Genomic DNA, 13225 nt, shown 5'->3' with positions numbered 1-13225 from the left:
ACGGTTGCTCCAGTGTCAACGGCCGATTGTTACGGCTCGGTTGCGACCGCGCTCCCATGGGGGCATCAACACCCCATTAATGCGGACGAATGCCACGGGATTGGCATCCATCGTTGACGCCGTCTTCGTCGACGTGGTTTCTTCGCTGCAAACCTTTGCAGCACGAGCGGGAGGTCCACCGCATGTCACCACCACCCGGGCGGCGGCGTCGCCACGCCCTCGTCGGCACCGGGGCCCGGGCCGAGATGTTCGTCCGCGCCCTGGTCACCGAGCACGCCGAGCACGCGGAGCTGGTCGCCTTCGCCGACGTGAACTCCGCCCGGATGGACGCCCACAACCGGTGGCTGGTCGAGCTGGGCCACCCGGCCGTGCCGACGTACCGGGCCGGGGACTTCGTCGCCATGCTCGAGAAGGAACGCGTCGACGTGGTCCTGGTGACCACCGTCGACGCCACCCACGACGAGTACATCGTCGCCGCGCTGCGCGCCGGCTGCGACGTGATCACCGAGAAGCCGATGACCGTCGACGCCCCGCGCTGCCGGCGCATCCTGGACGCGGTCGCCGAGACCGGACGGCAGGTCACCGTCGCCTTCAACTACCGCTACAACCCGCTGCACGAGCAGCTGCGCCGGTTGCTCGCCGACGGGGCGGTCGGCGAGATCGGGTCGGTGCACTTCGAGTGGCTGCTCGACGTCCGGCACGGCGCCGACTACTTCCGCCGCTGGCACCGGGACAAGGCGTCCTCCGGCGGACTGATGGTGCACAAGGCCAGCCACCACTTCGACCTGGTCAACTGGTGGCTCGACGCCGAACCGGTCGAGGTGTACGCCGCCGGCCGGCTCTTCTTCTACGGCGACGAGGGCCGCCGGCACGGGTACGCCCGCGACTACGACCGGGCGCACGAGGCCCCCGCCGCGGCCGACGACCCGTTCGCGCTGCGACTGGCCGAGCACCCCCGGCTGCGCGAGCTCTACCTCGACGCGGAGGCCGAGGACGGCTACCAGCGGGACCGCAACGTGTTCGCCCCCGGCGTCACCATCGAGGACGACATGGCGGTGCTGGCCCGCTACAGCAGCGGCGCGACGATGACCTACCACCTCACCGCGTACGCCCCCTGGGAGGGCTACCGGGTGATGGTCAACGGCAGCCGGGGCCGGCTGGAGCTGGAGGTCGTCGAGAGCGACTTCGTCAGCCCGGCGGCGGCCGGCGCGCTCAAGGGCGCGGCCCTGCACGGCGACGAGGCCGCCGCCGAGTCCGGTGGGGCCACCCTCACCCTGCGCCCGTTCTGGGAGCCGCCCACCGTCATCCCGGTCGAGGGTCACACCCGGCAGGGCCACGGCGGGGCGGACGCCCGGATGACCCGGGTGCTCTTCGGCGGCGCGGCCGACCCGCTGCACCGGGCCGCCACCGCCCGCGACGGCGCGCTCGCCCTGCTCACCGGCCTGGCGGCCAACCGATGCATGGAGACCGGCGACCCGGTCCGGGTCGCCGACCTGCTCCCCCTGCCCTGACCCTGCGAGGAGTCCCCGTGCCAACCCCTGACCTGCTCCTCCCCGCGGACCCGGGCGTCCGCGGGCTCGCCCGGGAGCTGTACGCCCTGGCCGCGCCGCAGCCGATCATCTCGCCGCACGGGCACGTGGACCCGGCGATCCTCGCCGAGGACCGCCCGTTCCCCGATCCGGCCCGGCTGCTCATCGTGCCCGACCACTACCTCACCCGGATGCTGCTCAGCCAGGGGGTGCCCCCGGCGCGGCTCGGGGTGCCGACGGTGGACGGCAGCCCGGTGGAGACCGACGGGCGGACCATCTGGCGGCTCTTCGCCGCGCACTGGCACCTGTTCCGCGGCACCCCGTCCCGGCTCTGGCTGGAACGGACCTTCGCCGACGTGTTCGGGGTGACCACTCCTCTCTCCCCCGCCACCGCCGACGCCGTCTACGACGAGCTGGCCGCCCGGCTCGCCGAGCCGGAGTTCCGGCCCCGGGCGCTGTTCGAGCGGTTCGGCATCGAGGTGCTGGCCACCACCGAGTCGCCGCTGGACGACCTCGGCCAGCACGCCAAGCTCGCCGCCGACGGCTGGGGCGGGCCCGGTGGCCGGGTGGTCACCACCTTCCGGCCCGACAACGTGGTCGACATGGAGTTCGACGGCTGGCGGGCCAACGTCGAGCGGCTCGGTGAGATCGCCGGCGAGGACACCGGCACGTACGCCGGCTACCTGGCCGCGCTGCGGGCCCGACGGGCGGCCTTCATCGCCGCCGGCGCCACCTCCTCCGACCACGGCCACCCCACGGCCCGCACCCTGGCGCTCTCCCCCGCCGAGGCCACCGCGCTGTACGACAAGGGCCTGCGCGGCGAGGCCGACGCGGCGGACGCCGAGGCGTTCCGGGCGCACATGCTGGTGGAGTTCGCCCGGATGTCGCTGGACGACGGCCTGGTCCTGCAACTGCACCCGGGGGCGGCGCGCAACCACAACCGCTGGCTGTACGCCACCCACGGCCGGGACGTCGGCGGCGACGTCCCGCAGGCCACCGAGTACGTCGACGCCCTCGCCCCGCTGCTCGACGCCCACGGCAACGACCCCCGACTGCGGGTGGTCGTCTACACCCTGGACGAGTACACGTTCAGCCGGGAGCTGGCCCCGCTCGCCGGCGGGTACGCCGCGCTCTACCTCGGCGCGCCCTGGTGGTTCCTGGACTCTCCCGAGGTGCTGCGGCGCTTCCGGGAGGCGGTCACCGAGTCGGCCGGCTTCTACAACACCGCCGGGTTCGTCGACGACACCCGCGCGTTCTGCTCCATCCCGGTACGCCACGACGTGGCCCGCCGCATCGACGCCGGTTTCCTCGCCCGGCTGGTCGCCGAGCACCGGCTGGCCGAGGACGAGGCCGCCGAGACCATCGTCGACCTGGCGTACCGGCTGCCGAAGAAGGTCTTCAAGTTCGGGGAGTTGTCATGAGTGTCAGGATCACCGGCGTCGACGTGCACGACGTGCGCTTCCCCACCGCGGCGGCCGGCGACGGCTCCGACGCGATCAACCGGGGCGACTACTCGGCCACCTACGTCGAGCTGCGCACCGATGCCGGCCCGACCGGCGCCGGGTTCACCTTCACCAACGGCCGGGGCAACGAGATCACCTGCGCCGCGGTGCGCGCCCTGGCCCACCACGTGCGGGGGCGCACCGTCGCCGAGATCGAGGCCGATCCGGTGACGTTCTGGCGCTCGCTCGTCGCCGACGTGCAGCTGCGCTGGCTGGGCCCGGAGAAGGGCGTCATCCACATGGCCACCGGCGCGCTGGTCAACGCGGTCTGGGACCTGCGCGCCAAGCTCGCCGGCAAGCCGATGTGGCGTTACCTGGCCGAGCTGCCCACCGACGAGCTGGTCGCCAACGTCGACTTCCACCACATCACCGACGCGCTGACCCCGGACGAGGCCGCCGCCATCCTCGACAAGGGTCGCGACGGGCTGGCCGACCGGCTCGCCGAGCTGGAGCGCGACGGGCTGCCGTCGTACACCACCTCGGTCGGCTGGCTGGGCTACCCGGACGACAAGGTCCGGGCGCTGACCCGCGAGGCGTACGCCCAGGGGTGGCGGGCGATGAAGATGAAGGTCGGCGGGCCGCCGGAGGACGACCTGCGGCGGGCCCGGATCATCCGGGCCGAGATCGGCCCGGACGCGCTGCTGATGATGGACGCCAACCAGGTCTGGGACGTGGACGAGGCGATCACCAACATGACGGCGCTGGCCGAGGTGGACCCGTACTGGATCGAGGAGCCGACGCACGCCGACGACGTGCTCGGCCACGCCCGCATCGCCCGCGCGGTGACCGAGCTGACCGGCGGGCGGTGCCGGGTCGCCACCGGCGAGGTCGCCGCCAACCGGGTGATCTTCAAGCAGCTGCTGCAGGCCGAGGCGATCGGCGTGATGCAGGTCGACGCCTGCCGGGTCGGCGGGGTCAACGAGGTCCTCGCCGAGCTGCTGATGGCGGCGAAGTTCGGGGTGCCGGTCTGCCCGCACGCCGGCGGGGTCGGCCTCTGCGAGTACGTGCAGCACCTGACCGCGTTCGACTTCCTGCGGGTCGGCACCAGCCTGGACGGGCGGATGGTGGAGTACGTCGACCACCTGCACGAGCACTTCGTCGACCCGGTGCGCACCCGCGGCGGCCGGTACGTGCTGCCCACCGCCCCCGGCTACAGCACCAGCATGAAGCCGGAGTCGATCGCCGAGTTCCGCTTCCCGGACGGCCCGGCGTGGCGGTGAGCGTGGGCACGGAGCGGCTCGGCCTGGCCACCCTGCGCCGGGTGCCCGCCGAGAGCCGGCCGCTGCTGCGTCCGGGCACGGTGCCGGCCGGTGTCGTGCACCTGGGGCTGGGCGCGTTCCACCGCGCCCACCAGGCGGTCTACACCGAGGCGGCGATCGGCGCGGCCGGCGGGGACTGGGGCATCGTCGGGGTCGCGCCGCGCAGCACCGCGCTGGTCGAGGCCCTGACGGCGCAGGACGCCCTGTTCAGCGTCACCACGCTCTCCGCCGAGGGCGCGGCCACCCGGGTGGTCGGGGCCCTGGCCGGGGTACGCCACGCCGCCGGCGACCCGGGGGCGATCGTGCGCCTGCTCGCCGACCCGGCGATCCGGGTGGTGACGCTGACCGTGACGGAGAAGGCGTACCAGCTCGACCCGGTCAGTGGCGTGCTGCGGGCCGACCCGGAGCTGACAGTCGACCTGACCAGCGACCGGCCACCGGTGACGGTGCCCGGCCTGCTGGTGCGCGGGCTGCTCGCCCGGGCCGCCGCCGACGCCGGGCCGATCGCGCTGGTGAGCTGCGACAACCTGCCGGCCAACGGCCATCGGCTGCGCGGGCTGGTGCGGCAGTCGCTGGCCCTGGCCGGCACGCCGGACGCGACGCTGGAGCGGATCGCCGCGCAGGTGAGCTTCCCCTCGACGATGGTGGACCGGATCGTCCCGGCCAGCACCGGGGAGACCCTGGCCACCGCCCAGGCGGCGCTCGGGGTGAGCGACCTGGCGGCGGTGGCGGCCGAGCCGTACACCCAGTGGGTGGTCGAGGACGTCTTCCCCGGCGGCCGGCCGGCCTGGGAGCGGGCCGGCGCGGTGCTCACCGACGACGCCGGCCCGTGGGAGCGGCTCAAGCTGCGCGGTCTCAACGGGGTGCACTCGGCGGTGGCCTACCTGGGCGCGCTGGCCGGTTGCGAGACGATCGCGGACGCGCTGGCGCTGCCCGGCCTGACCGGGGTGCTGCGCCGTTTCGTCGCCGAGGACGTGGCCGCCAGCTTCACCCCGCCGGACGGGGTCCGGGTGACCGACTACGGCGAGCAGGTGCTGGCCCGCTTCGCCAACCCGGCGATCCGGCACCGGACCCTGCAGGTGGCGATGGACGGCTCGCAGAAGCTGCCGCAGCGGGTGCTGCACACCGTCGCGGACCTGCGCGCCCAGGGCCGGCCGGCGCACTGGGGGGCCCTGGTGGTGGCGGCCTGGCTGCGTTTCGTGGGCGGGCAGGCCGACAATGGCCGGCAACTGCCGCTGGACGACCCGCTCGCCGACCGGATCCGGGCCGCGCTGGCCGCCGCCCCGGACACTCCGGCCGGCACGGTCGACGCGCTCTTCGCCCTCCGGGAGGTGTTCCCGGCCGCGCTGGCCGAGGATGACGAGGTGCGCGACGAGGTGACCGGCTGGCTGACCGCCCTGCGTGGACACGGCGTGGCGGCGGCCCTGGCGGGTGCGGCGTGAGCGCGAGGAGTGAGCCGGGCCCGCGAGCCCCGCAGTCGCGAAACCGAGGTCACACCGTGAGCGCGAGGAGTGAGCCGGGCCTGCGAGCCCGGCAGCCGCGAACCGAGGTTGCGCCGTGAGCGCGGTGCCGCCCGCCGCCGCCGGGGGGCTGGCCGCGTACGGCGCGCCGGCCGGTCGGGCCGGCAGGCACCGGGCCCCGGCGGCACCGGCGCGGGTGGCGGTCGTCGGGGCGAACGGGCACGGCCGCTGGCACCGCCGGGTCCTCGCCCCGCTGCACGAGGCCGGCCGGGTACGGCTGGTGGCGCTGGTCGACGTACGCCCGATCGAGGAGGAGCCGGCCGCGCCGGTGCCGCCGGACGTCACGGTGCACACCGATCACCGGGAGATGCTCGCCGCCGCCCGGCCCGACGTGGTGATCGTCTGCACCCCGCCCCACACCCACCTGCCGATCGCCCTGGACGTCCTCGCGGCCGGCGCGGACCTGCTGCTGGAGAAGCCGCCGGTGCTCTCCACCGCCGAGCACCGGACGCTGGCCCGGGCGCTGGCCGACACCGGCCGGGTCTGTCAGGTGGGCTTCCAGGCGCTCGGCTCGGCCGCCCTGGCCGAGTTGACCGGCGCGGTGCGGCAGGGTCGACTCGGCACGGTCACCGGCATCGCCACCGTCGCGGCCTGGCAGCGCTCGGACGGCTACTACGCCCGCTCCCCCTGGGCGGGGCGGCGCACGCTGGACGGACGGCCGGTGCTGGACGGTGCGCTGGCCAATCCGCTGGCGCACGCCGTGATGCAGTGCCTGGCGGTGGCGGAGGCGGTGGCCGGCGCGCCCGTGCGCCCGGCGGCCGTCGAGTTGGAGCGGTACCGGGTCCGCCCGATCGAGGTGGACGACACGGCGACCCTGCGGGTGGTCCCGCGCGGCGGGCCGCCGATCGTGGCCGCGGTGACCCTGGCGGGCGAGGACTTCGTCGCCGGTGAGGTGATCGTGACCGGCACGGCGGGCCGGGCGGTGCTGGAGTACCCGACCGACCGGCTGCTGCTGCCCGGCGACGACGCGCCCCGGGAGGTGCCCGGGCGCCGTGGCCTGCTGGAGAACCTGGTGGCGCACCGGGCCGACCCGGTCGGTGTGCCGCTGATCGCGCCGCTGGCGCGTACCGCGCCGTTCACCGCGGTGTTGGAGGTGGTCCAGGCGGCGCCCGAGCCGACCCTGCTCGGCGGCGAGCTGGTGACCGTCGCCGGGGAGGGGCCGCAGCGGGTGGTGACGGTACGCGGGGTGAACGCCGCCCTGCGCCGGGCCGCCGAGCAGGGGGCGCTGTTGTCGGAACTGGCGGTGCCGTGGGCGGTGCCGCCGGTACGCAGGGAACTCCCGGACGAGGAGGACGGCTGACCCGAGGGCCCGGGGCAGGGTGCCACGGAAAACGCACTGCAAATGCCGGACGCTCCGACCGCCGGCAAATAGGGCGCAACAGCCGCAATCTCGACCGTGATCGGCCGAGTGAATGTCGCTTGTCATGATTCAATGCAAAATAGCTGCATATTGATTTTATTGACTGTCTTGTGCGGCTTTCCTTACCGTCAGTCGTATCGGCATCTCGTACTCGTCACGGGATCCGCCGCACCGACAGGACACTTCGGAGAGCTCACATGCGTCCACCACTTCTCGGGGCGACCCTGCTCGCCCTCTCCCTGCTCCTCACGCCGGGCGCGGCGGTCGCCGCGCCCGGCGCCACCACGTCCGCCGACGCCGCCGATGTCCCCCGGGCCGTCGAGGCGCTGGCCCGCCAGACACTGCCGGCCGGCGACGGCTGGGCCGCCGACGGGGTCGGCACCACCGGCGGCGCGGCGGCCGGGGCCGACCAGGTGCACCGGGTCCGCACCCGCGCCGAACTGGTCCGCGCCCTGGGCGGCGACAACGCCACCAACCGGGCCAACGCCACCCCGAAGGTGATCGTCGTCGACGGGGTCGTCGACGGCTTCGAGGCCGACGACGGCGCCCTGCGCAGCTGCGTCGACCTGGCCGACCCCGCGTACTCGCTGGAGGCCTACCTGGCCGCCTACGACCCGGCGGTGTGGGGCCGGGTGAAGCCGGCCGGCACGCTGGAGGACGCGCGGGTGCGCTCGGTGCGGAACCAGACCGCGCAGACGCAGATCAACGTCGGCCCGAACACCACCATCGTCGGGCTGCGCGGCGCGACGCTGACCGGGCTGACCCTGATGATCGACGGGGCCAGCAACGTCATCGTGCGGAACCTGACCTTCGACGACGCCCGGGACTGCTTCCCGGCCTGGTCCCCCACCGACGGCGACGCCGGCAACTGGAACTCCCAGTACGACCAGATCTCGGTGCGCCGCAGCGAGCACGTGTGGATCGACCACAACACCTTCACCGACGGCGACAACCCGGACAGCGCCCAGCCGACGTACTTCGGCCGGCCGTACCAGGTGCACGACGGGTCGCTGGACGTCACCCACACCGCCAGCCTGGTCACCGCCTCCTGGAACCGGTTCACCGGGCGGGACAAGCTGATGCTGATCGGCTCGTCCAACACGGTGGGCCCGGACGTCGGCCGGCTGAAGGTGACGCTGCACCACAACCTCTTCGACCGGGTGCTGCAGCGGCTGCCCCGGGTCCGCTTCGGCCAGGTCGACGTCTACAACAACTGGTACCGGCTCGCCGGCGCCGACTTCGAGTACGCCATCGGCGTCGGGGTGCAGTCCGCGGTGCACGCCGAGAACAACTACTTCTCCCTGGGCGCCGGCATCACCGCCGACGACCTGCTGTACGACTGGGGCGGCACCGCGATCACCACCCGCGGCAACTGGGTCCGCGCCGACGGTGACCGGCCGCGCCCGGTCGACCTGGTCGCCGCGTACAACGCCGGCCACGACCCGGACCTGGGCGGCGACGCCGGCTGGACGCCGACCCTGCGTGCCGGTCGGGTGCTGCCCGCGCCGGTGGTCCCGTTCGCGGTGGGGGCGCTCGCCGGGGCGGACCGGCTGCCGCTGTAGGCCCACGGGGCGGGCCGCGTCGTCCCACGTGGCCCGCCCCACAGGACGTGGGCCGGCGCGTCCGAGACCATGGGTTCTTCGTCAACGTCGGCGCCCCGGAGAGCGCGGGCGACGTCGCGCCGATCCCCTACCCGCACACCGGCCCCGCTGCCCGGGTGGACCCCGTCCACCCGGGCAGCCACGCACCCGCCGATCCGCGCCCACCCGGACGCGCCTACCCCCCGGGGACGGGGACGTGGGCCACGGCACCCGGGCAGGCCACTGCCGGGTCGGCGTTCGAAGCCACCCCGCAGCGGGGACAATGGGGGCCGCGGGGCGACCAGACCCGGGCGACGAGGGGCGGGAGGTGGCCGCGTGGGGACGGACCGATCGGCGTACGACGCCGCGGCGCAGGTCTTCCCGGGCGACGACCCGACCAGCGTGGCGCACCGGGGCACCGACTGGGCGGCCACCCCGCTCGGCCCCGTGCCGTCCTGGCCGGCCGAGCTGCGGGCGGCCGTGCGTACGGTGCTCCCCTCCAGCATCCCGATGCTGCTGTGGTGGGGGCCCGAGCTGGTGCAGATCTTCAACGACGCGTACACGCCGATCATGGGCGACAAGTACCCGGCCGGCATCGGGCAGCCCGCCGCCGAGTGCTGGCCGGACGTGTGGGACGCGATGGGGCCGCTGGCCGAGGGCGTCCTCGCCGGCCGGGGCGCCGCGCACGGCGAGAACACCATGCTCTTCATGTACCGGCACGGGTACTGGGAGGAGACGTACTGGACGTTCTCCTACAGCCCGATCTGCGACGACCGGGGCGGGGTGGCGGGGATCTTCGTGGCCACCACCGACGTGACCCGGCGGGTGGTCGGCGACCGGCGGCTGGCCCTCCTGCGCGACCTGGGCGAACTCTCCATCGCCGAGGCGGACACCGCCCGGGACGCCGTCCGCGCCGCCGCCGCGGTGCTCGCCTGCGGCCACGCCGACCTGCCACTGGGCCGGGTCTACCTGCGCGACCGCTTCGACGGGCCCGACGCCGACGCGGCGCAGCAGGACACCCTGACCCTGGCCGCCTCCTTCGGCCCGGCCCCGCCCGGCCGGCTGGCCACCGCCGAACAGCTCCCCGAGGTGGCGCAGGTGCTGCGCACCGGACGCCCGGCCCGGATCACCGGCCTCGGCGAGCTGCTGCCCGAGTCCCGCCGGCCCGACCTGTACCCCGGCACGGCCCCGGTGGTCGAGGCGGTGGCGCTGCCGCTGCTGGCCACCGGACGCAGCCGGCCGGTCGGGGTGCTGGTGCTCGGGGTCAGCCCGTTCCTCGCCCTCGACGAGCCGTACCGGCACTTCATGGACCTGATCGCCAGCCGGGTGTCGACCGCGTTGACCGACGTGCTGGCGTACGAGGCGCAGCGCCGCCGGGCCTCGGCCCTGGCCGAGCTGGACCGGGCCAAGACCGAGTTCTTCACCGACGTCAGCCACGAGCTGCGCACCCCGCTGACCCTGATCGCCGCGCCCGTGCAGGAGAGCCTGGCCGACGAGCGGGAGCCCCTGCCACCGACGCAGCGCGAGCGGCTGGAACTGGTGCACCGCAACGTCGGGCGGCTGCGCAAGCTGGTCAACGACATGCTCGACATCGCCCGCGTCGAGAGCGGGCGGGCCGGCCCACGGCGGGTGCCCACCGACCTCGCCGCGCTCACCACCGGCATCGCCGAGCAGTTCGACCACGCCATGCGCCACGCCGGGCTGACCTACACCCTCGACGTCGCGCCGCTGCCGCGCACCGCGTACGTCGACCGCGACATGTGGGAGAAGGTGGTGGTCAACCTCCTCTCCAACGCGCTCAAGTACACCCCGGCGGGCCGGGTCGAGGTGCGCCTGCGCGGCGACGACACCCACGCCACCCTCACCGTCGGCGACACCGGCGTCGGCGTGCCCGCCGCGGAACTGCCGCTGGTGTTCCGGCGCTTCCACCGGGTGCACGGCGCCGGGCACACCGAGGGCACCGGGATCGGACTGGCCCTGGTCCGCGAACTGGTGCACCTGCACGGCGGCGACATCGACGTCGACTCCGTCGAGGGTGCGGGCTCCACGTTCACCGTCCGGCTGCCGTACGGGTCGGCGGCAGCGGCGGCGCAGCCGCCGGACAGCGGCGGGTCCGCGTACCCCCGGGAGGCCCTGACCTGGACCGCCGCGACGGGTGCCGGGCGCGCGGCGCCGGCCACGGGGCCCACGCCGGCCCGCCCCGCCGCGGCCCTGTCGGTGCTGGTGGTGGAGGACAACGCCGAGCTGCGCGCGTTCCTGGCCGGGCTGCTCGCGCCGCACTACCGGGTGACGACCGCGGTGGACGGCCGCGACGCGCTGGAGCAGGCCCGCGCGAGGCCACCGGACCTGGTGCTCACCGACCTGATGATGCCCCGGCTGGACGGCGTCGGGCTGCTGCGTGAGCTGCGCGCCGACCGGCGCACCGCCACCCTGCCGGTGATCGTGCTCTCCGCCCGCGCCGGCGAGGGGGCGGCCGTCGAGGGGCTGCGCGCCGGCGCCGACGACTACCTGGCCAAGCCGTTCTCCTCGGAGGAGCTGCTGGCCCGGGTCCGCGCCCACCTGGAGCTGTCCCGACTGCGCAACCACGAGGCGACCTGGCGGGCCGCGCTGATCGACTCGTTGCAGGACGCGTTCGTGGTCGTCGCGCCGGACAGCACGATCGTCGAGGCCAACGAGGCGTTCGGCCGGCTGGTCGGGATCGCCCGGCTGGAGCTGCCGCTGCGTCCGCCGTTCGCCTGGTGGCCGGAGGACCGGCTGGAGCCGGAGCAGCGGGCCCGGATCACCGGGGCGCTGGCCGCGGCGGCGCGCGACGGCCGGGGCCGGGTGACGCTGCCGGCGTGGCACGCCGACGGCCGTCGGATCTGGGTGGAGGCCGTCTACAACTGCGTCCGCGAGCCGCGCACCGCACGCCTGCTCTACGTGGCCACCCTGCGCGACGTGACGACCGAGGTGGGGGCGGCGGTCCGCAACGCCACACTGGCCACGCTGGCCTCCCGGCTGGCCGGGGCCACCGACATCGGCGAGGTGCTCGACGCGGGCCTGCGGGAACTCTGCGGCCTGCTCCACGGCGCGCGCGGAATCGCGGTGGCGCTCGACGGCGCCGGCGCGCCGGTGGTGGTCGGCGCGGGCGTCGAGTTCACCGAACCGGCCCGGCGGATCCTCGCCGAGCTGCGACCGGACGGCGAGCCCCAGGTGACCCGCGACGACGCGGGCCGGGTGACCGGGATCGGCGCCCGGATCGAGCCGGGCGGCGCCGAGGGCGGCATCTGGGTCGAGCTGGACCCGCCGCGCCCGCTCCCGGCGCTGGACCTGCCGCTGGTACGGCAGCTCGGCGGCGCGCTGGCCCAGGCGCTGGTCCGGGCCCGCGCCTACCAGACGCAGCGCACGGTGGCCCTGGCCATGCAGCGGGCGCTGCTCGGCCCGGTCGACCTGCCGGCCGGGTTCGCCGTGCGCTACGAGCCGGCGGTGCGCCCCCTGGAGGTCGGCGGCGACTGGTACGACGCGGTCCCGCTCCCCGGCGACCTGGTCGGCGTGGTGGTCGGGGACTGCGTGGGTCGGGGGCTGTCCGCGGCCGCCGTGATGGGGCAGCTGCGCAACGCCTGCCGGGCGCTGCTGTTGCAGGCCAAGAGCCCGGCGGAGGTGCTCGCCGCGCTGGACGACTTCGCCCGGCTCGTCCCCGGCGGGGGCAACACCACCGTCTTCTGCGCCATCGTCGACCGGGCGCTCGGGGTGCTGCGGTACTCGTCGGCCGGGCACCCGCCCGCGGTCCTCACCCACCCGGACGCCACCTCCGAGCTGCTGGACCGGGCCGGTTCGGTGCCGCTGGCGAGCGTGGCGGTCAGCGGGCGTCCCGAGGCCGAGGTACGGCTGCGCCCCGGCTCCACCCTGCTGCTCTACACCGACGGCCTGGTGGAACGGCGGCGGGAGCTGATCGACGCGGGCATCGCCCGGGCGGTCGCCATCCTCACCGACGGCCGCCAACTGCCCGAGAGCGAGCTGGCCGACCGGCTGGTGCGCGACCTGCTGCCCGACGTCCGCGACGACGACGTCGCGGTGCTCGTCTACCGGCACCGGAAGCCGGCGGTCTTCCACGCCGCCCTCGCCGCCGACCCGGCGCAGCTGCACCCCACCCGGGAGGCGCTGCGGGCCTGGCTGGTCGGGCTCGGGGTGGGCGAGTCGGACGTCGAGGCGGCGCTGATCGCCGCCGGTGAGGCGTGCGCCAATGCCATCGAGCACGGCTACCGGTTCGCCCCCGACGCCACGGTGACGGTCCGGGGGCACCTGCGCGCCGACCGGCTGGAGATCGAGGTCGCCGACACCGGCGGATGGCGGGAGGCCAGCTCGGAAGGGACGGAGCGGGGCCGGGGGCGGTTGATCATGGCGAGGTTGATGGACGAGGCCGAGATCGACGGCACCCCGCAGGGGACGGTCGTACGGCTGGTCAAACGGCTGTCGGGCACCGCGTGACGGGTTCT

At 75.0% G+C, this 13225-nt stretch carries 7 protein-coding genes; all 7 read left to right on the top strand.

What is annotated here, in order from left to right; all coding sequences use genetic code 11:
• Positions 1-182 precede the first annotated feature (182 nt).
• The 7 genes from ACPFP2_RS01660 (at position 183) to ACPFP2_RS01630 (ending at position 13217) form a co-directional block, all read left to right on the top strand.
• Positions 183-1511: a Gfo/Idh/MocA family protein gene (locus ACPFP2_RS01660; RefSeq protein ID WP_424085311.1), complete on the top strand. Its 1329-nt coding sequence runs from the start codon at positions 183-185 to the stop codon at positions 1509-1511.
• A gap of 17 nt (positions 1512-1528) precedes the next feature.
• Positions 1529-2950, top strand: a complete 1422-nt coding sequence (gene uxaC / locus ACPFP2_RS01655; protein ID WP_424085309.1) for a glucuronate isomerase — start codon at positions 1529-1531, stop codon at positions 2948-2950.
• On the top strand, positions 2947-4251 hold the full coding sequence (locus tag ACPFP2_RS01650; RefSeq protein WP_424085307.1) for an enolase C-terminal domain-like protein: 1305 nt from the start codon (positions 2947-2949) through the stop codon (positions 4249-4251). The genes uxaC and ACPFP2_RS01650 overlap by 4 nt, the downstream gene beginning before the upstream one ends.
• Positions 4242-5732 carry a mannitol dehydrogenase family protein gene (locus ACPFP2_RS01645; RefSeq protein ID WP_424085305.1) on the top strand — a complete coding sequence of 497 codons (1491 nt, stop codon included), beginning with the start codon at positions 4242-4244 and terminating at the stop codon, positions 5730-5732. The genes ACPFP2_RS01650 and ACPFP2_RS01645 overlap by 10 nt, the downstream gene beginning before the upstream one ends.
• Before the next feature lie 214 nt (positions 5733-5946).
• A complete protein-coding gene (locus ACPFP2_RS01640; RefSeq protein ID WP_424085687.1) occupies positions 5947-7110 on the top strand; it encodes a Gfo/Idh/MocA family protein in 1164 nt (387 codons plus the stop codon).
• A gap of 257 nt (positions 7111-7367) precedes the next feature.
• On the top strand, positions 7368-8732 hold the full coding sequence (locus ACPFP2_RS01635) for a pectate lyase family protein (protein ID WP_424085303.1): 1365 nt from the start codon (positions 7368-7370) through the stop codon (positions 8730-8732).
• Positions 8733-9086: 354 nt separating this feature from the next.
• Positions 9087-13217, top strand: coding sequence for a SpoIIE family protein phosphatase (locus ACPFP2_RS01630; protein WP_424085302.1), 4131 nt, complete (start codon positions 9087-9089; stop codon positions 13215-13217).
• The last annotated feature ends 8 nt before the right edge of the window (positions 13218-13225 follow it).

Source organism: Micromonospora citrea (assembly GCF_049629545.1).
Classification (GTDB): Bacteria; Actinomycetota; Actinomycetes; order Mycobacteriales; family Micromonosporaceae; genus Micromonospora; species Micromonospora citrea_A.
Note: the sequence above shows the minus strand (reverse complement) of the source record. Positions and strands in the feature narration are given on the sequence as shown.